The organism is Defluviitoga sp. (assembly GCF_035349255.1).
Lineage (GTDB): Bacteria > Thermotogota > Thermotogae > Petrotogales > Petrotogaceae > Defluviitoga.
Window position 1 is genome coordinate 1 of record NZ_DAOPSE010000025.1, and the last position, 20,120, is coordinate 20,120.

Consider the following 20,120-nt stretch of genomic DNA (forward strand, 5'->3'; position numbering starts at 1 on the left):
CATTTGATTTCCTATACTTATAGATATTTGATTGTTGGCTAAAGAATTTACTTTAATGTTTGATAACTTAGACAACTCATCTAAAAGTACATCTCTCTCATCTAACAGATCATTTGGAGAAGTGCCTAAAGCACCGGCAGTTAATAATTTTCTATTTAAATCAGAAATTCGAACTAGATAACTATTTATCTGGGTGGTTTTGAGTTTAATATCGGAATTTATATCACTTTGTAACTCTTTTAAGCGATAATCAAAATCTTTCATTGTGTTAATTAGTTCTTCTGCCCTTGATACAATTTGTGCTTTTGCAGCTTCGTTTGAGGGATCTGTTTTTAATTCTTCAATAGCAGCCCAAAAAGAGTCGTACATATTTCTAATTCCTGTTTCTCCCGGTTCACCCAGAAGTTGCTCAACATAATGTATGTTTGAATAGATATTATCCCAATAATTGAGTCTGGACGTAGTTTCTCTGTATTGAAGATCTAAAAATTCGTCCCTTATTCTTCTAATATCAGAGACTGTTGAACCTGTTCCAAATGCGATAGATCTACCGGAGCTTCCCAAACCCGTCATATATATAGGAGGGTTGGTAACAATTATAGGCGTTTGTCTAGAATATCCAGGGGTATTGGCATTAGAAAGGTTATGAGCAACAACGCTCATAGCAGTTTTGTTTGTGTATAATCCTAATAAACCGGTATTCAACATTCCATTTAAAGTCATCGCACACATTCTAGCCTCTCCACTCTTTTGAAGGAAGGTTAAGATCTAAATCTTTTCCAGTTTTATCGTAAGTTTTTTGCTGTGTGACTGAGTTACCACTTAAAATTTTATATATAAAGTCATTCAATGTGGATTGAAATGAAATTAATTCACTTAAAAGGTTAACCTCATAAACAAGATCTTTTAAATTTCTTACCATTTGAGACAACAAAAGAGCTATATTCTCTTGATCCTTCGCAAAAAAATTTATAACCGATTCTAAATTATTTTCTATTCGGTTCTTTATACATATCTCTCTGGTTAAATTATCCCTAAGATTTTCTACTTGTTGAAATTCATTAGCCTTTTTTTCTATCTTCAACAAAATTGGATTTATAGATTCAATAGACCCCTTATTTACTATAATTTCTTTTAAATCTTGAAAATATGATTCCAAAGAAACTATACATTGATTTTCCTTTTCTAAAGTCTGTTCTAATACAGAAATATCGGAAATAGTGATCACCTTCCTACTCAAGCATTTTGTTCACGATTCTATCCACGTTGATCTGGTAGGTACCATTTTTTATTTCCTCTTTTAATTTTTCTACAAGATCATAACGAATTTCTGGTATCTTATTTGATAATTCTATATACTTCCTTGATTCTCCTGTTATCCCATAAACACTTTCTTTATTTTGAACTTGCAAGTCTTTGTTTTCAGTAGTTTTTTTGGCATTCGCTTCTTTTATGCTTTTTAATAAATTTTGATTTATAGGATTGATGTTATTTATATCCATTTCTAATTCCTCCTTTCGATTTTTGACTAATATACATTATTAATTTTAAAAATATATTTAATAAATATTCTAGATTTAGTTTTTCAAGAAAATTAGATACTCCCTATAATTTACAATAATAGGGACTCGTTTGACTGAAATTGGTGTTTGAATGACCTCAACATAATAAATACAAAATTCTTTTTACTAATAATCACTGTTTCTAGTTTCTTAGATACTAACTTTTATGTTTTTCCATGTTATTTATCGTCTCATTTTATTATAACATTAGCAGAACTAAAAAAATAAATGCTAAAAACTTAATGCTCAAAATTATTGTAATAATCTATTAAAAAAGTAAGATAAAAATTTACTTGACAACCTTTGAATTTTTTCTTATAATTTTTTTAGATCAGCCTAAAATTATAAGGAGGTGGCTTCAGTGGAAGGAAGAATACCCTTAATTGGTGAGAAGTTCCCAGAAATGACAGTTGTTACTACAGATGGGAAGAAGGAACTTCCAAAAGATTACAGAGGAAAGTGGTTGGTGTTATTTAGTCATCCGGGAGATTTTACTCCAGTATGTACTTCAGAATTCGTAGAATTCGCAAAGAAATATGACGAATTTAAGAAAATAAATACAGAGTTACTAGGACTTTCTATTGACCAAGTTCACGCTCATATTAAATGGTTGGAATGGATCGAAGAAAATATCGGAGTTGAAATTAAATTTCCTGTAATTGCAGATTCAATGGGAAGGGTAGCTTCAAGATTAGGTATGGTAGATCCTGAAAAAGGTTCTAATACCGTGAGGGCCATTTTTGTAGTAGATCCCGAAGGAATAATTAGGTTAATTTTATATTATCCATCGGAGGTAGGAAGAAATATCAATGAAATTCTAAGAGCAGTAAAGGCACTTCAAGTTGCAGACAAATACCATGTAGCCGTTCCAGGAAACTGGCCAGAAAACTCTATATTAGGTGATAAGGTAATAATTCCTCCCGCTTCAACATATAAAGAAGCTATGGAACGCAAAGCCTCTGATCAAGAAGGTTTTGATTGGTGGTTTAAAGTTAAAGAAGTAAAAATCAAAGAATAAATTATAGAACTATAATAATATACAACATAGAGGCCGTGTATTTTACATGCGGCCTCTATGTTTAAACTAGTTCATTGTTAACTACGTTGGAATGTGCAATAAATGGGTGGCTAAAGCGAAATATATTGTTAATGAAACTGCATCAGCAATGGTTGTAATTAATGGACCAGCCATTACTGTTGGGTCAATATGAAGAAGTTGGGCTATAATAGGCAAAGCGCCACCTATAACATTTGCAACACAAACTGCAGTCATCAAAGCTACAGAAACAGTAAAAGCTATTTCTGCTGAATAACCTTCTAAAAAATATATTTTTAAAAAGTTGACTGTTGCTAATCCTGCAACAATAATTGCACTTATCTGAATTTCTTTCCATATTACCTTAAATATATCTTTATATTTAATCTCACCTAAAGTTAGACTTCTAATTATCATCGTAGAGGATTGAGAGCCTGCATTTCCAGCAGTATCCATTATAATTGGAATAAAAGCAACCAGCCCTACAACTTGTTGGAGAATTTCCTCATATGTACTTATTATATATGCACTTATGGTTCCAGAGATCATTAATATTAAAAGCCACCAAAATCTTTTTTTTGCTAATGTAAAGGCACTAGTGACCATATATGGTTTATCACTTGGTGACATTCCTCCAATGTGATGGAAGTCTTCTGTAGTTTCTTCTTCGATGGCATCCAAAATATCATCAACAGTTATTATTCCAACCAATCGTTTTTCACTATCAACTACGGGGACAGCTATCAAGTCATATTTTTTAAATATTTGAGCGACAGTTTCTTGATCGTCATGTGTGTAAACATAAATTATATCTTTACGCATGATATCTTCTACTTTTGCTTCAGGGGGAGCCAAAACTAATTCTTTTAATGAAACAATCCCTTCTAATTTCCTTTTTGCATCTGTAACATAACAATTATAGACCATTTCAACATCTTGACCTTCTCTTCTTATTTTGTCCAAAGCTTCCTGAACTGTCCTTTCTTTTTTGAGATCAATAAATTCTATAGTCATTAGGCTTCCGGCAGAGTTAGGAGGATACTTAAGAAATTGATTAATTAATTTGCGTTCTGACTCGGTTGAATTCTTTAAAATTCTGCTCACCACATTAGCGGGCATCTCTTCCAAAAAGTCAATTTTGTCATCAAAGAATAAATTATTTATAATCTCCATAAGCTTTTTATCATCAATTGCTAGTGATATTTTAGCTTGTAAATCAGAAGAGAGATAAGAAAAAACATCTGCTGCTTTTTCTTTAGGAAGAAGTCTAAAGGCAATGATGGCCTGAGTGGAATCAAGTTCCCCTAATATTTCAGCAATGTCTTGAGGTGGCAAATCTTGTATTTTTCGCCTAAATTCTAAGTATTTTTTGTCTTCCAGGAGTTTTTCAAATTCTTCAACGACCATTTTTATTACCCCCAATACAAGTTTTATCAAATAAGAGTTCAACTAAAAACTTCATAAATCTCACTACAATGAATATAGTCATATCAACTACTTATTAAAATTCTAACAAAACGAAAAAAATTAATATTTTTTCTTTGATTAACTTTAAACTAACTTAAAAATTTATAAATCTTAATAAACCAAATGCTTTTCTGCTTTTCTAAGGGAGAAGTTAATAAATAAATAAAAAATATGAGCAAAAAACTAAGAAGCCTAAAAAAACAGAAGAAAGATACTTTAAAAATGATGTGGTTATAACTGCGAAAGTTGGAAAGCAAAAATTTATGTAATGAATCTCAGCTCTATTAGCCACATAAAAACCATCTGGATTATACTATAAAATTTAAAGATTTTCAACTAAAAAAGTAATTTTACAAAAAAAGTTACTTTGAAAGTGTAAAAGTAAATATCATTTAACTTTTTTCTAATAACGAGTACCATAATTTTATATTTCATATAAATCCTAAATATTAGATAGATGTATTTGATATAATATTCTATCTAATGATATTGTAAATATAAAAAGTAATCAACACCAAAATTTCAGTCGTAGAGATTTGCAACTTGCGTGTCTGGCGGTTTTGAACAGGAACTTCATTCAAGATATTACAACAAACCTTTAAAAATAAGGAGGACAACATGAAAAAAGAGCGCTTAAACAACTTCATTAATTTAATGGAAGAAAATAATATTTACCAATCAATAATAACTTCGACTCCCTCCGTCTTTTATTTTTTGAATGAGTGGATCGAACCTGGAGAAAGGCTTTTAGCCTTATACATTAATCTTTCTGGAGAAATTAAATTAATAATAAATGAGATGTTCAAAGTAACAAGTGTAGATAAAAACTTAATGTTAACTTACTCTGATTCTGACAATCCAATAAATATTTTGGCAAATGTATTAATTGATGGAAAAACCATAGGAATTGATGAAAAAATGCAAGCAGGATTTTTGCTAGAGCTTCTGAACTTGCGTCACTCATTTTCATTCAAAAATATTTCCCCACTTATTGCTAAATTAAGAATGATAAAAGATGATGAAGAAATAAATTATATGAAATTTTCATCCGAAATTAATGATAAGACAATGGGAAAAGTTATAAACGTGATTCCTGAGATGCTTTCAGAACGATTATTAGCCAAAGCTATTAAAAATATCTTCGAAAGAGAAGGTGCTGATAACGTATCTTTTGAACCAATTGTAGCTTATGGTGCTAATTCATCAAATCCTCATCATGTACCGGATTCTACTAACATTAAAGACGGAGATGCAGTAGTGCTAGATATTGGATGTATAAAAAATCATTATTGTTCTGATATGACAAGAACTGTATTCTTTGGAAATCCCATCAATACATTCAAAAAAATTTACGAGATTGTTTTAGAAGCTAATTTAAAAGCTATAGATAGCGTTAAACCGGGTGTAAAAGCTTGTGAGGTAGATAAAGTTGCTCGTGAAGTTATTACTAAACACGGATATGGAGATTATTTTATCCATCGAACAGGTCATGGTGTAGGAATTGAAATTCATGAAATGCCTTATATATCTTCCAACAGTGATGTTGTTTTGGAACCGGGAATGATCTTTTCTGTAGAACCGGGAATTTATCTTCCTAACATAGGGGGCGTACGTATAGAAGATTTAGTTTTAGTAACAAAAAAGGGTTGTAAAATTTTGAATCATTATCCAAAGGATTTCACAATAGTTTAATATATTATACGATAGTATTAAATATTGAAATACAGCCTATTTTCTAAACTAGATTACAATTATGGTATGTTATAATAATAGTGAAACTACCAAAAAAATAAAGGAGGAAGCAGCATGTACAGAGAAATGGTTTTTGAAGATATTCTAAAAGAAATTTCCTCTTCAAATATGTCTGTAGACGGAGGGACGGTTGCTGCTTTAGTTGGAGCGTTAGCAGCTTCACTGGGAAGTAAAATCGCCAACTATACTGTTACTTCAGGTGTAAGCGAAAATTACGAAGTTACTTTAGAAAGCGTGCTTGAAAATCTTTTAGAAATAAAAGAAAAATTGTTGGATTATTCTGATAAATCTTTTCATTATATTGCAAAATTTCATTCGGATGAAGAAGAAGGAGAAAAAAAGATACAGGAAATAAAAAGGGCTGCTATTGTTTCTTTCAACATAGCAAAACTAAATTACAACATATTGAAAAATTGCTTCACATTGCATAAATTTGGTGATCCTGCTTTAAGACCGGAAACAAAGATAACCTGTTACTTAGCTTGGGCGGCCTTGAATTCAGCAATAACCTTAGTACATGCAAATTTAGAGCAGATAGAAAATGGTGAAGAAAAAGCTAATCTTCTTCAAGATACAATAGAATTTAGTAATGAAGCTAATGCATTGATCAAAAAGTTAAAGGAGGAAGTACATATTTAATGTCAGAATCACCTATAAAATTTGAACTCTTACATGTAGATAAATATACAGGGGCAAGAAGAGGGAGGATAAATACTAAACATGGAGTTATTGAAACGCCCGTTTTTATGCCGGTAGGTACCAATGCAACCGTAAAAGGAATTACAAATCAGCAGCTTAATGAGATTGGAACTGAAATTATACTATCTAACGCTTTTCATTTATATTTGAGGCCTGGCTTAGAAGTTTTAAATTATTATAAAGGGCTTCATAATTTTATGAATTGGTCAAAACCTATTTTAACCGATAGTGGAGGGTTTCAGGTTTTTTCTCTTCCAAACAAAAAATTTAGCGAGGCAGGAATCATCTTTAAGTCTCCTTTAGATGGATTAGAAATAGAACTGACTCCTGAAAAGTCTTTAGATATTCAAAATGTAATAGGTTCAGACATAGCAATGGTTTTAGACGTTTGTGTCAATTCACTATCTCCTTATGAAACAGTAAAAGAAAGTGTTCAAAAAACTTTTAATTGGGCTTTAAGGTCAAAGGAGTATCATAACAACAAAGAACAAGCTTTGTTCGGAATCGTTCAGGGTGGACTATATAAAGATTTAAGAGAAATTAGTTTGGAACAAATTACTTCCTTAGATTTTGACGGATATGCAATGGGAGGCCTTTCAGTAGGAGAAAAGTATCAGGATTCTGAAAAGGTTTTAAAGGCTTTTGGAAATAAATTCCCTGAAAATAAGCCGAGATACATTATGGGAGTAGGTTCTCCCACGATGATGTTTATATCTGTAGAAAATGGAATGGATATGTTTGATTGTGTTTTACCTACCAGAATGGGGAGGCATGGAACTGCTTTAACAATGAACGGAAAATTAAACTTAAAATCTTCTAAGGTAAAATACGATGACAAACCAATAGATAACGATTGTGATTGTTATACTTGTAAAAATCATTCTAGAGGGTACATCCATCACCTATTTAAAAGAGATGAAATGCTTGGTAAAATTTTATTGAGTATTCATAATCTTAGATTCAACATTTCATTGGTGGAAAAAATGAGAGATGCCATTGAAACAGACGACTTTCGATTCTTCAAAGAAGAATTTTTCCGAAGTTCAGGTTACTCCCTAACTAATTAGGTCAGAGGAGGGATTACCATGAAGTCTTATATAAAGTACTTTAACGAACTAAAATCTGTTTACCAAAATCAATTGGATCTTACCAAAAAATTGGGAGAAATTCCAGAAGTATTTTCTCGTAATGTAAGTAAACTTTTAGAGATGATTTATGGAGAAGACAAAGTTGATGCAAAAGTTTTTGCGCAATATGTAGAATTTGTACCTGATCAAGAACCTTATTATAGATTAAAACAAGAATTGTTAGATTTCTTGGGGGAAGATTGGCAAAATAGCGATTTACCAAGTATCATAGCAAAAATGGCTAAAAGTGCCTACAACAGGTATAAACGGATTATGGATGATCACGATAGAACAGAAACATTTAGGTTGGGATAGTATAATAGAGGGGAAAATCCCCTCTATTAAAAACCATAAAACCGAATTCGGAAAGGGCGGTCAGGTGTAAGTATCGTTAGAGGATTTAGACACCATAACAAATATGGATAAAAATCATACAGCTAAAATTAAAAAGATCGAGAACATATTTTGGAAAGTAGTTTTTATTGCATATATTGCGTTAATTTTATACTTATCTTTATCAAAGCCCTTAATAAACTATAGTACATTCAAAGGAGAAGATAAAATAGTCCACTTTATATCGTACTTTTTAGGTGCTGATCTTTTTTTTACAGCATTTTACAAGAAAACGAAGAAGGCATATTTTATAATTCTCTTAATTTCTTTTGCTTTGCTTCCTTTTATAACAGAATGGCTGCAAAGTTTTACTTATTATCGTACTTATAGTAAATTTGATATGTTAGCTAATTATATTGGTGCAGTAGTTGGTTTTTTATTCTTTTTCTTAAAACATAAAGCATTTAGTCAAGAATAACAGTTCTAATCTCTTATTGTTAGAAAGGGGAGATGAGGAAATATAAAAATAAGTTCTATGAAAGAGGTGTCACTTTTGAGTAACATAAAATACGCGATTGTTTACTTAAATTTAGATCCAGACTATGCAAAATTAAATAATTTACCAGTAAAATTGCCGTTATTAGTAGAGGATTTTCAAGAAGCAAGGGTTACAAACAAAATTACTTTAGATCAAATTATAAGAGGTTTAGAAGCAGAAGTAGAAGTAAACAAAAACAATAAATATTATATATCTTACCTTGTTTATTACTATTATGAGGCATTTAAGAAGTATTTGCACGACGAAAATTTTGAAATGGCTAAAACATATTTAGATAAATCAAAAAATGTATATCCAGACTACAGACAATACTTTTATACCGCTTTATATTTTAAAAAACTGGGAAATTATGAAATGGCAGAATTGAATTTAAAACAGTGTTTAAAAGAAAAACCTAATTTTGCCTATGGTTATTTTGAATTAGGAAATTTAATGTTTGAAAGAAAAATTTATGACGAAGCTATTGAATATTATTCAAAATCCGTAGAAATCGAAAAAAAATTCACGTTGGGGTATTTAAAAATAGCTGATGTTCTTATTGAAAACGGAAGATGTGAAGAAGCTATAACCTTCTTACAAAAATGTTTGGAAATAGATAAGAATTTTATTCCTGCTTATGAAAGGCTTGGGGTTGTTTTTAACATTTTACAAAGGTACAAAGACGCTAATTATATCCATCAAAAAGCTTTAGAAATAGATGATAATAACTTTCAAATATATTACAATAACGCTCATTCATTGGCAAGACTTGCAAGACATCATGAAGCAATCGAATCCTTAGAAAAGGCGTTAAAAATACAAGAAGCTGATTATGTACTGCATGAGCTATGTTTAGAATATAAAAATATTGGAAGATATCTAGAAGCTATAGAAGTCGAAGAAAGAGCTCTAGAAATTGCACAAAAAGAAAATATAAATCTTATAAGAATAACACTTTTAAAACTTGCTTTAATTGTTGAGGATGAAGAAAGATTTAATAAATATTTTAACTCTTTAAAAGGTACTGAATTTTATCAAGCGGCTTTACATTTAAAAATACTTTTTGATTTATCCCAAGGTAAAATAGATGAAGTAAAAGAACTATTGCAAAACGATGAAATCTTAGGATTTGGCATGCTGTTTGAGAGATTAGATAATTTAGATTATTACCTTGATAAGTTAGAAGCAATCATGGATCAGAATATTGCAGATTCAATAATAGACAGTATCAACGAATACGGCATGATAGATCCATTTTTATTATCAGATAATTTAGAAGCTAGAGGAATAAAATCCGAGTATTTAAAATGGCTAAAAGACTTATCTAATGCACCTAAAGAATCTCCAAAAGGTTTAGAAATAGTGATTAATGGTTTGTTGCTGTCAGGTTTTAATTACGGCCTTTCAGAAAGAGTTGCTGTAGCTTTGTCCAGATATCTTTGGAAAGATGGCAATGGACTTGCTTTTGGTAGGTTACTTTTAAGGTTTTATCAAGATAGAGTGTTTGGTGACAATGCACCAGTAGAAGTTTTTATAGAAGAAAACATAGAAGAAATAAAGGATATGTCCTTTCACTTTGCTAGGATATTTGCAAAATATGACGACTATTTAATGGATTTTGATTCTCTAGTTGAATTTGAGATGAAAGATTTTATCGATGCTTTAAAGGTGTTTTTATCTGCTGTAAGAATTGAAGTTAGCAAAGATGAGCTAGTTTCAGAAATATTTAAAGATGAAGATATAAGAAAGTTATTGGTTTTTATTAATGCTCTTAACAGATTGTGAGGTGCTCAATGTGTTGAAGAAGGCAGGAAGAGCCTTACTTTTTTCTTTTTTCTTTTTGTTACCTTCAATTTTAGTTGGTTCAGCTATTTTACTTATATCACCACCTGATAGTGCCACGGATGTTGATATAAGGATATCTTTTAGGTGGCAAAATTCAGAAGAAATTAAGGACATAGAAATGAGTTACAGTATTTTTATCTCTGAAGATGAGATTGTCGACGAGAGCGATTTAAAGTTAACTAATATATTTTCGAACTTCTATACGGGCGATGTTCTTAAACCCGAAACTACGTATTATTGGAAAGTTGAAGGTGTTGACAAAGAAGGTAATGTTTACGAAAGTGAAATAGCAAAATTCACCACAAGAAAACTAAGGCCAGGGGATGCGTATATCATCTTTTTTGAGGACTACCTAAAAATTCTACCACTCGGTAAAAAATTAGTTGGTGTCACAAAAGATAGGATAATATTGATAACTAATTCCAAAGATCAAATTAAAATAATTAATGGTGCTAAAGAGATAAAAGAAGTTCTTTCAGCCGGAAGTTTCTTATTAGTTATGAATGAAAGTGGCACATATATTTATGACGATGAATTAAATAATCCGCTTTATCAAATTAACGATAAGATAAAAGGAATAGCCGCAAACAACGTTTTTTATAGTAACAACAAAATTTACATATTTGATTTTAATGAATCTATTGTCATACAAAATGAATTAGAAATAGACGATATCAAAAAAGCTATAGTAATTGATGAATTTCTTTATGTCTTAACCCAGAAGCAGTTACATAAAATTAATAATAACCTTGAAACAATAAAAATTTATACATTCCAAGATTCAACCTATGATTTTGATTACATATTTCTAAACGAAGAAAGAAGGTTGGCTGTTCTAACAAATAAAGGAATAGTTTTATTAAACAACGAACTACAAAATATCTCAGAAACAAACTTCCAAATTGAGACAAAAAATTATGAAAGAAAACTTTTTTCTTATTATGACAAACTTGCTTTACTATCCGGCAACAAAAACCTAAATTTCTATGATTTCGATTTGAATTTACTTAAAACACATAATTACACAGAGAGTTTTAATTATTTCTTACCCTCCAATAAAAAAGAGTTTATAATGGTGGGAGACAGTATCAAATCATACACTTTTGATGATAACAAATTAAAATGGAGTTATTCAACTATAAACAAATTTGAAATTATTTCACCACCAGTGCTTTATGACGGTGGTTTAATAATCGGCTTAAAAGATTTCTTGACAAGATTTTTAGTCTTTTATGATGATTTTGATGAAGAATATTATTTTAATAGATATGCAAGAGAAGAATTTAAAATATTAAAAGAAGTTTCTGAAGAAATTGACAAAGAAAAAGAGGAAGAAGAAAAAGCTGAGATGCCTATTGAGATACCTAAGTTAGAAGAGACAATTGAACCGTCTTCACCGACCAAAGGTATTGACCTCTCTCAACTTTTGGAGGAAATTAAGCAACCACCTATACCTGAAACTGAAATTATAAGCATTGAAGAATTAATTGAAGAAGAGGAAGAACAGATAGAAGAGATCATAAAACCAACACCTGCTGAAACTGAAATAGAAGAGGAAATAGAAATAACGGAGCCTAGTGAAATGGAAGAAACAACTCCACCACCCGCACCATCAGTTACTATTGAGGAACCAACTCCATCTGTTGATAAACCCAAAGAAGAAATTCCTAAAACAACTGATAAAGGCTTAAAAGAACTCATTCAAGCATTAATTGTTCCTGAAAAGATTAAAGAAGAACCTAAAGAAATTAAGAAAGAAGAAACAGAAATTATAAAAATATTTGAAAAGCCTTACAATGAATATATTTATGGAAGCATTTTTGAAGATGATAACTTTTATCTCTATGGTTATGAGGATAAAGAAGTTTGGGATGCAAAGGTTTGGAAAATAGATACATATGGAGAAATAGTTTGGGAAACTGCTTTACATGGAGATAAAACAGATTTCTTCAGAGATGCTATTGTAACAACTGAGGAAACCGAGTCTAAGACCAATAAAAATATAATAGCTGTGGGAGATACTTTAACCTACGGTTTAAACGGCAATGTTTATATTGCTTCTATAAGTGATGATGGAACGGTTAATTATAAGTTTGATTATGGTGATATAGGTAGAGATAGTGGAGTAAAGATTCTTAAAATTGATGATGAAAGTTACGCAGTGGCTGGGAACCTATTCATCAACAAAAGACTAACTGATATATTTGTATCAAAATATCTTAATGACGGCACAAGAATATGGACTAAAAATTTTGGTGGAAATGATGTAGAGATAGCAGTAGATATAAAAAATACTCAGGATCAAGGTTTCATGGTATTTGGTGCAACAAGATCTTTTGGAGCAGGTGGGTTTGATGTTTATGCATTGAAAGTAGACTTTTACGGAAATATGAAATGGTCTAATGTATTTGGAGATAACTATGATAATGTCCCAATAGGTGTTGTACAAGAAAGCTCAAAATATTACGTTGTATATGAGACAACTTCTAATCCTCTTAAATTTGGATTTTTAGAAGTAGATGAGTTGAATGGTTTTGGTGATTCTTTTGAATATACTGTTGAGGGGATGGAGAAGTTATTAGGTGTCACCAAGATAGACGATAAATATTTAGCTTATGGGTACCGTCTTCAAAACAACAAAAAAGTAGGGATAATTTATGAGATCAGCCAAAGATATCGGACCTTTAAAGAAATTAAAAACTATGAATTTGAGACCGATTTTGAAATAAGAAGTGTAATACATCCAGAAAATTCTGATTATATTTACATATTCGGTAATACAATCAATGACGAGAAACAAAATATTATGATGATTAAAGAAGAAAAAAACAATTAGGAAATTTTAGTTGCTTTAGTATCTTCAATAAATCTAAAACAATTTGAAGTTTTGGGAGGAACTTACTTTCCAACGAATATCTCGGGGTTAATAAATAGGAAGGACGCCCTAACTAATTGGGCGTCCTACAATTTTCAACGGGGCCCGGTTCGAAAATAAAATTTGAATTTAAAGCGGGTCTAGGGCGGAGCCTTTCTACCCTCTTTTTGGTAGGCTACCAAAATTTAATAAAATTTTTTAAAATTCTTAAATTTAAGGAGAAATCTCTATGACCCTATGTTCAGTTTATGGAAAATGCGGAGGTTGTAACAAGTTAAACATCGATTACGAAGAACAATTAAAAATAAAGGAACAATACGTTTTTAAACTATTAGAAGAATATCAAATAAATCCTCACAACTATCATGGAGTAATTCCTTCACCAGATATATATGGTTATAGAAATAAAATGGAATATTCCTTTGGGAATGAATACAAAGATGGTCCACTAGTACTAGGTCTCAGAGCTAGAAAGAAAAAATATGACGTCTTTTACACAAACGATTGTAAGCTAGTAGGCGAAGACTTTAATAAAATAGTTTCTGAAACATGTGAATACTTTAGAAGAAAAAACACCCCATTTAGGAACTACAAAAATCATACAGGTTTTTTGAGGAATTTGAGTGTAAGAAAAGGATTATACACTAACGAAATCCTTTTAAATCTAGTCACCTCGTTTGAAGAATCTTATGATGAAGAAGTAGAGGGGTGGGTAGAACTTATTTTAGAGGTACCACTAGAAGGAAAAATAGTTTCCATAATTCAAAGTAAAACAGAATCAAAAGCCAATGTTGTAAAAGCTGATGAAATGGAGGTTCTATACGGTAGAACTTATTTCTTTGAAAAAATATTAGGACTCATTTTTAAAGTAGGACCTTTTTCATTTTTTCAGACAAACACAAAAGGCGCAGAAGTCCTATATCAGACTGCATTATCTTATGCAGACAATTCTGATTTAGTTTATGACTTTTATTCGGGTACAGGCACAATTTCTTTGTTACTTTCAAAAAAGGCTAAACTAGTTTATGGGATAGAGATTTTAGAGGAAGCTGTAAAAGCAGCACGAGCAAATGCTGAGCTAAATGGTATTAAAAATGTCCAGTTTATCAACGAAGACGTAAAGGATTTTATCAGAAAAAGAGAGTCTTTCGAAAAACCTGACTATATAGTAGTTGACCCTCCTAGATCTGGCCTTCATCCTAATTTAATAAGATTTATTAAAGAAAAAAAGTTTGAAAAAATTATTTATATTTCCTGTAACCCAAATACTTTAATCCCAAATATGAAAGAATTAACAGAAATTTATACATTATCGGATTTTCATTTAGTTGATATGTTTCCTCATACAGATCACATAGAAGCTGTAGCATTTCTTAACTAGAAATTACTATTTAATAAACTCTTTGTTTCAAGAACTTAAGGAAAGTTAAATATAAAGTGACTTTTAAAAAAATAAATTAAACGCTATCAAAAATATTGACTTTAGTTTAAAATTATGGTAAAATTCTTTTGTTTGAAAGATGTTTTTTGTTATTTTGAATACGGAAAATGGTGTGAAAATAAAAGAGGAGAAGGAGTGGGATATATGGGAAAAAAGGGTATTGTGTTTATCAGTATTTTGTTAGTGTTATCTTTCACAATTTTTGCTGCAAATTTTGAAGTAGGTGGTGGGATAACTTACAATGGTTTTAGTAATGAAACGGTAGAGAAATATGACCACGAAGTGGAAAAAGAGTTTTCCCCTATTACACTTTTCGGGATTAACATCAACGGTACTTATTGGTTCAATCAGAAAATGGGTGTGGAAGTTGACTTTGATTTTTCAAGAGGCACTGTGTATAAATATTCAAAAAAATGCCCAGATAGTCCCGGATCAAGTTTAACAGAAGTCTGTCAATACTTTGGACCATCTGCAAATTTTAAGTATAATCTATTGAGTAGCCCAGCTGTTGTTAATTTAAAAGCAGGCGGAGGATATTATTTTTATTCAGATACTTTGAAATTAAAACTGCCTACCAGTGAAACTTCGTCAAAGTTAACAGGTCACGGACTCGCTATTTCTGCTGGAGCAGAGGTTATTAAACCAATTCCTGAGATCTTTTCGATGAGAATTGATAACTTGAAATTGAAAGCTGATGTTGGATATACCGTATTTTCTAGAATAGGTGGCCTAAAAGTCGATGAAACGCCTTGGGAAGATACTTACCTTACTATGAACGGCTTAAAACTAGGTTTGGGAGTTATATATAATTTCTAAAAACTAATGGGTATAACAAGATAAACCCCTCTTCTTCTTGTCATACATTAGTTGTTTCGTAGGATTGATTTTTTGCCCCCAAAGATACTATTCTTTGGGGGTTGTTTGTTTTTTATTTCCATTGTTATATAAACTTTATTGACTTTTAAATCTATTTAAAATTCTATTTAACTTGGTATAACATTAGGTTTTAAAGATATTTTTATGATATAATTCCTCAAATTATGTATTTTTTAACTTAAAAAACTTAAAACTTCTTCCAGGAGGCGAGGGTATTGGAAAAATATGCACTGGATCGTATCCCAGATTCAGAACGAAAGTCGTGGTGGAGCATTGCTCTAATTTGGGCTGGCTCTATTATTAGTGTTTCTGCTTTGATGGTTGGTGGAGTTATTGTTCAAGGCATGCCTTTAGTACAAGGCATAATAGCCGGGGCTATTGGTTACACTATAGTGCTGGTTTTGATGATTTTTCAAGGCATGATGGGGGCAGACTTCGGTGTTCCTACAGTTATAACTGCTTCTTCTGCGTTTGGTTCACAAGGCGCAAAATACGTAATTTCAGCGATTCTTGCTATCTCGTGCATAGGCTGGTTTGGTGTTCAGACTGGAATTTGCGGAGCTGCTTTTTCTCAAATAATGTATATGTGGTTAGGCGTAGAAATTCCAGTTTGGTTAAGCGGTTTAATTTGGGGTATTATTATGTTGTTAACTGCTGTATATGGCTATGAAGCACTAGAATACTTGAATTACATAGCAATACCTGCATTGATTATATTATGTATAGTAGGCGTTGTAATGGTTATTAAGAACTTTGGTGCTGTTAGTTTGAAGTCATATACACCAAAAGAGAATTATTCTTGGAGTTATGCTATCGGACTTTCTGTTGGTGGCTTTGCAGTAGGTGGAACAATTGCTGCAGACCTTACACGTTATGCTAGAAAAAGAAAAGATGCTATTTTGTCTGGACTAATTGGAATATGGCCAGCTGGTGTTTTTCTAGTTGTAATTGGAGGATTATTAACAGTTGTAGCAGGAACATTTGATATTACAATTGCACTTGCACAACTAGGTTTAGGCCTTATCGGTAGCATTATTCTTGTTTTAGCAACATGGACGACTAATACAGTTAATGCATATTCTGGTGGACTGGCATTAGTCAACCTTTTTAATTTGAAAAGTGAAAAAAGAGGATTGATGACGTTAATCGCTGGTGCTATTGGAACTATTCTTGCTGTGGTTGGGTTGCTTGATCATTTCACATCTTTTCTTACAATATTAACTGCAGGGATTCCACCTGTTTCTGGGTGTATGATTGCAGATTATTGGATTTGTAAGAAAGGAAACAAAGAGGCTTGGCAGAACAATATTCCAAAAGTTAACTGGATTGGTTTAATTTCGTGGGCAGTTGGATTTGCAATTGCAATTTTTGTTAATGTCGGCATTTCTGCAATTAACGGGGTAATAGCATCGATGGTTCTTTATTGTGCGTTATATTATCCTTTTTATAGTAAAAAGACGGTAAAGAGTATTGAGAGCATTGTAGAAAAGTGAGGAGGAGGTCGTCTCTACAAAAACAATAAATACAATTGAGTCATGAGACGCCCGTATAGGTCGTCTCTACAAAAAACAATAAATACGATTGAACCAGGAGACGCGCATGTAGCACGTCTCTACAAAAACAATAAATTCATAGTTTTAAAAGGATCTTTTAAAGGAGGATTTGTTTAATGAGAAAATTAGATGCGCAAGCTATTGAAGATATAGCTTTAGGAGCAACCATCCTGGGTACTGGTGGTGGTGGAGATCCTTACATCGGTAAACTTATGGCTCTTCAAGCTATTGAAGAATATGGTCCTGTTTCTCTTATTGATGTTGATGAAGTTCCAGATGATGAGTTGGTTGTTCCTTCTGCTATGATGGGTGCCCCAACTGTTCTTGTTGAGAAGATTCCTAATGGTGAAGAGCCTTTCAAGGCTTTTGAGCTTTTGAAGAATCATATGGGTAAAGATATTTTTGGCACTATTTCAATAGAAGCAGGTGGACTTAATTCTATGATTCCATTAGCTTTAGCTGCACGACTTGGATTGCCTGTAGTTGATGCTGATGGAATGGGTAGGGCTTTTCCTGAACTTCAAATGGTTACATTTACTATATATGGTGTTTCATCCACTCCCTTAGCTCTGTGTGATGAGAAGGGTAATAGCATTCTGCTAAACACTGTTACAAACAAATGGTCTGAAAGACTTGCGAGGGTTTTAACAGTAGAAATGGGTGGTAGTACTATGCTTGCTATTTATCCTATGACTGGTAAGCAATTAAAGGCTGGTGCTGTTAGAGGAACTATGTCTCTTGCTGAATCTTTAGGAAGGGCTATTAGAGAATCTAAACTTAATCATGTAAATCCTTTGAACAAGATATTAGAGATAACAAATGGTCATCTTTTGTTTAAGGGAAAAATTACTGATGTTTTAAGAAAGACAACTGGTGGATTTGCAAGAGGAAAGGCCATATTTGAAGGTATTGAAGAATGCAAAGGCAAGACTATGGAATTAGAGTTTCAAAATGAAAATCTTGTAGCACATGTTGATGATCAAATATTGGCTAGTGTTCCTGATTTGATTTCGGTTATAGATCCTGATACAGGTAAACCTATTACAACTGAAATGTTGAGATATGGTTATCGTGGCGTAGTAATTGGTATACCTTGTAACGAAAAGTGGCGTACAGAAGAAGGTTTGAAATTAGTAGGTCCTAGGTATTTTGGTTATGATATTGACTATATTCCCATAGAAGAACGTGTAAAGGGGGTTAGGGTAAGATGATATATCGAATCGGAATTGATGTTGGTGGTACAAATACTGACGCAGTGATTCTAGATCAGAATAATAAAATAGTTGCAAAGACTAAGACCCCCACAAGTGAAGACATTATATCTGGTATATATGAATCTTTAGACAAGGTGCTTTTTCAATCTAATATTAATGTGAAAGATATAGGATATGTTATGTTAGGTACAACTCATTGTACCAATGCTATAGTCGAACGTAAAGGATTAAGAAAAGTTGCAGTAATTAGAATAGGAAAACCTGCTACAATGGCTATTAAACCTATGGTTGGCTGGCCTCAAGACTTGATTGATGCTATTGGTAAGAAGTATTTTATCATTAAAGGCGGTCATGAATTTGACGGACAAGAGATTAATGAACTAGACTATGATGAAATAGATCAAGTTATTAATGAAATTAGAGGTAAATTTGAAGCTGTTGCTATATCTTCTGTATTTTCACCAGTTAATACAAGTCATGAAGATACTCTCGAAAGAATTATTAAAGAAAAATTAGGAGATAATATTGACGTTTGTGTATCTCGTGAAATAGGAAGTATAGGTTTAATCGAAAGAGAAAACGCAACTATTTTAAACGCTGCTTTAGGAGGAGTAATTAGAAAACTAGCGAAAGGGTTTCAAGAAGCGTTGAAAAGAAGAGGTATTCAAGCTACGTTATACTTAGCTCAAAATGATGGAACTTTAATGTCCGTTGATTATGCAATGCGTTATCCTATAATGACTATTGCTAGCGGACCTACGAACAGCTTGAGAGGAGCCGCTTATCTATCAAAAATTAAAAATGCAGTTGTAGTTGATGTTGGCGGAACTACATCAGATATAGGTATTTTGGTTAATGGATTTCCTAGACTTTCTGCTATGGGGGTTGAAATAGGTGGTGTTAGAACAAACTTTAGGATGCCTGATCTTATATCAATAGGTCTTGGTGGAGGTACCGTTGTCCGAGAAAAAGATGGAAAAGTTATTTTAGGACCTGATAGTGTAGGTTACAAAGTCGCTAAAGAGGCGCTTATCTTTGGTGGTAATGTCTTAACAACCACAGATGTAGCTGTCGCAAGCGGTTTAGCAAAGATAGGAAATCCTGAGAAAGTTAAAAATATTGATAAAAACCTAATAGAAAAGGCACTATTGAAAATAAAAGAATTAGTTGAAATCAACATAGACAAGATTAAAACTGCTGCTGGAGATGTTCCTTTGATACTAGTAGGAGGAGGAAGTTTAATTGTCCCAAATTCTCTAAAAGGATGTAGCGAAATTATAAGACCAAAACATTGTGAAGTTGCTAACGCTATTGGTGTTGCAATAGCACAAGTTGGAGCTGAAATTGATAGAATATTCTCACTTGATAATGTCTCAAGAAGCGAGGCAATTCGCCAAGCAGAAGAATTAGCTATACAAGAGTGCATAAAAGCTGGTGCAAAAAGAGAAACGATAGAGATTGTTGAAAAAGAAGATATCCCATTAGCATATTTACCAGGAAACGCAACAAGAATAAGAATAAAAGCAGCCGGAGATATTGCTTATTAAAAAACGCCCAAATTAAGGGCGTTTTTTTCATGTTTTTAATCGTTATATGATAAAATAAATGAGTAATAATGTCATTTTTTGAGTTAAAATTCCAAGGTAAAACTCCAACCAAATCTTAGTTGGAGCTTATAAGTGATGTTATATGTAAATATGTTATAAAAAGGAGAGTGCAGGGTATGCCTATCAATTTAAGAGGAAGGAGTTTACTTACGTTAAAAGATTTCACACCTGACGAGATTAAGTATTTGCTAGATC

At 32.0% G+C, this 20,120-nt stretch carries 17 protein-coding genes; 13 read left to right on the plus strand and 4 right to left on the minus strand.

The genetic code is table 11. The annotated features are described in order from the left end of the window. The 3 genes from flgK to PKN74_RS06280 form a co-directional block, all read right to left on the minus strand. Positions 1–732 (minus strand): flagellar hook-associated protein FlgK (flgK, locus tag PKN74_RS06270; protein ID WP_472309690.1); only part of this gene is annotated, 732 nt, incomplete at its 3' end. A 1-nt stretch (position 733) separates the two neighbouring features. Further along, complete coding sequence (gene flgN, locus PKN74_RS06275) at positions 734–1,228, minus strand: flagellar export chaperone FlgN (RefSeq protein ID WP_472309692.1); 495 nt, start codon at positions 1,226–1,228, stop codon at positions 734–736. A 4-nt stretch (positions 1,229–1,232) separates the two neighbouring features. Next, positions 1,233–1,502, minus strand: coding sequence for a flagellar biosynthesis anti-sigma factor FlgM (locus tag PKN74_RS06280; RefSeq protein WP_472309694.1), 270 nt, complete (start codon positions 1,500–1,502; stop codon positions 1,233–1,235). A 421-nt stretch (positions 1,503–1,923) separates the two neighbouring features. On the opposite strand from PKN74_RS06280, the gene PKN74_RS06285 reads away from it, so the two are divergent. Further along, positions 1,924–2,580: a peroxiredoxin gene (locus PKN74_RS06285; RefSeq protein WP_472309696.1), complete on the plus strand. Its 657-nt coding sequence runs from the start codon at positions 1,924–1,926 to the stop codon at positions 2,578–2,580. An 81-nt stretch (positions 2,581–2,661) separates the two neighbouring features. Here PKN74_RS06285 and mgtE read toward each other — a convergent pair whose 3' ends face one another. Next, the gene (gene mgtE, locus PKN74_RS06290; protein ID WP_472309698.1) at positions 2,662–4,005 is read right to left on the minus strand and encodes a magnesium transporter; all 1,344 of its coding nucleotides are present in this window, start codon (positions 4,003–4,005) and stop codon (positions 2,662–2,664) included. 678 nt (positions 4,006–4,683) lie between these two features. Here mgtE and PKN74_RS06295 point away from each other — a divergent pair. The 12 genes from PKN74_RS06295 (at position 4,684) to PKN74_RS06350 (ending at position 19,865) form a co-directional block, all read left to right on the plus strand. Continuing rightward, a complete protein-coding gene (locus PKN74_RS06295) occupies positions 4,684–5,757 on the plus strand; it encodes a M24 family metallopeptidase (RefSeq protein ID WP_472309700.1) in 1,074 nt (357 codons plus the stop codon). 114 nt (positions 5,758–5,871) lie between these two features. Beyond that, positions 5,872–6,456, plus strand: a complete 585-nt coding sequence (locus PKN74_RS06300) for a cyclodeaminase/cyclohydrolase family protein (protein WP_472309702.1) — start codon at positions 5,872–5,874, stop codon at positions 6,454–6,456. Next, entirely contained in the window at positions 6,456–7,583 is a 1,128-nt protein-coding gene (gene tgt, locus PKN74_RS06305; RefSeq protein WP_472309704.1) for a tRNA guanosine(34) transglycosylase Tgt, read from the plus strand. Before PKN74_RS06300 ends, tgt begins: the two co-directional genes overlap by 1 nt. Positions 7,584–7,601: 18 nt before the next feature. Further along, positions 7,602–7,958, plus strand: a complete 357-nt coding sequence (locus tag PKN74_RS06310; protein ID WP_472309706.1) for a hypothetical protein — start codon at positions 7,602–7,604, stop codon at positions 7,956–7,958. Between the two features lie 103 nt (positions 7,959–8,061). Further along, positions 8,062–8,454, plus strand: coding sequence for a VanZ family protein (locus tag PKN74_RS06315; RefSeq protein WP_472309708.1), 393 nt, complete (start codon positions 8,062–8,064; stop codon positions 8,452–8,454). A gap of 75 nt (positions 8,455–8,529) precedes the next feature. After that, complete coding sequence (locus PKN74_RS06320; RefSeq protein ID WP_472309710.1) at positions 8,530–10,299, plus strand: tetratricopeptide repeat protein; 1,770 nt, start codon at positions 8,530–8,532, stop codon at positions 10,297–10,299. A 10-nt stretch (positions 10,300–10,309) separates the two neighbouring features. Then, positions 10,310–13,195 carry a hypothetical protein gene (locus PKN74_RS06325; protein WP_472309712.1) on the plus strand — a complete coding sequence of 962 codons (2,886 nt, stop codon included), beginning with the start codon at positions 10,310–10,312 and terminating at the stop codon, positions 13,193–13,195. Positions 13,196–13,463: 268 nt separating this feature from the next. After that, positions 13,464–14,615 (plus strand): 23S rRNA (uracil(1939)-C(5))-methyltransferase RlmD, encoded by a 1,152-nt coding sequence (gene rlmD, locus PKN74_RS06330; protein ID WP_472309714.1) that lies wholly within the window; start codon positions 13,464–13,466, stop codon positions 14,613–14,615. 204 nt (positions 14,616–14,819) lie between these two features. Then, on the plus strand, positions 14,820–15,491 hold the full coding sequence (locus tag PKN74_RS06335) for an outer membrane beta-barrel protein (RefSeq protein ID WP_472309716.1): 672 nt from the start codon (positions 14,820–14,822) through the stop codon (positions 15,489–15,491). A gap of 275 nt (positions 15,492–15,766) precedes the next feature. Beyond that, positions 15,767–17,044: a cytosine permease gene (locus PKN74_RS06340; RefSeq protein ID WP_472309718.1), complete on the plus strand. Its 1,278-nt coding sequence runs from the start codon at positions 15,767–15,769 to the stop codon at positions 17,042–17,044. Between the two features lie 176 nt (positions 17,045–17,220). Then, a complete protein-coding gene (locus PKN74_RS06345) occupies positions 17,221–18,315 on the plus strand; it encodes a DUF917 domain-containing protein (protein WP_472309720.1) in 1,095 nt (364 codons plus the stop codon). Beyond that, the gene (locus PKN74_RS06350) at positions 18,312–19,865 is read left to right on the plus strand and encodes a hydantoinase/oxoprolinase N-terminal domain-containing protein (RefSeq protein WP_472309722.1); all 1,554 of its coding nucleotides are present in this window, start codon (positions 18,312–18,314) and stop codon (positions 19,863–19,865) included. Before PKN74_RS06345 ends, PKN74_RS06350 begins: the two co-directional genes overlap by 4 nt. The last annotated feature ends 255 nt before the right edge of the window (positions 19,866–20,120 follow it).

What these genes read in the sequence shown, in the direction of transcription:
- PKN74_RS06280 (WP_472309694.1), bottom strand. Translation starts at nt 1,502, where the DNA reads ATGGATATAAATAACATCAATCCTATAAATCAAAATTTATTAAAAAGC.
- tgt (WP_472309704.1), top strand. Translation starts at nt 6,456, where the DNA reads ATGTCAGAATCACCTATAAAATTTGAACTCTTACATGTAGATAAATAT.
- PKN74_RS06345 (WP_472309720.1), top strand. Translation starts at nt 17,221, where the DNA reads ATGAGAAAATTAGATGCGCAAGCTATTGAAGATATAGCTTTAGGAGCA.
- PKN74_RS06295 (WP_472309700.1), top strand. Translation starts at nt 4,684, where the DNA reads ATGAAAAAAGAGCGCTTAAACAACTTCATTAATTTAATGGAAGAAAAT.
- PKN74_RS06300 (WP_472309702.1), top strand. Translation starts at nt 5,872, where the DNA reads ATGTACAGAGAAATGGTTTTTGAAGATATTCTAAAAGAAATTTCCTCT.
- mgtE (WP_472309698.1), bottom strand. Translation starts at nt 4,005, where the DNA reads ATGGTCGTTGAAGAATTTGAAAAACTCCTGGAAGACAAAAAATACTTA.
- PKN74_RS06350 (WP_472309722.1), top strand. Translation starts at nt 18,312, where the DNA reads ATGATATATCGAATCGGAATTGATGTTGGTGGTACAAATACTGACGCA.
- PKN74_RS06335 (WP_472309716.1), top strand. Translation starts at nt 14,820, where the DNA reads ATGGGAAAAAAGGGTATTGTGTTTATCAGTATTTTGTTAGTGTTATCT.
- PKN74_RS06315 (WP_472309708.1), top strand. Translation starts at nt 8,062, where the DNA reads ATGGATAAAAATCATACAGCTAAAATTAAAAAGATCGAGAACATATTT.
- PKN74_RS06310 (WP_472309706.1), top strand. Translation starts at nt 7,602, where the DNA reads ATGAAGTCTTATATAAAGTACTTTAACGAACTAAAATCTGTTTACCAA.
- rlmD (WP_472309714.1), top strand. Translation starts at nt 13,464, where the DNA reads ATGACCCTATGTTCAGTTTATGGAAAATGCGGAGGTTGTAACAAGTTA.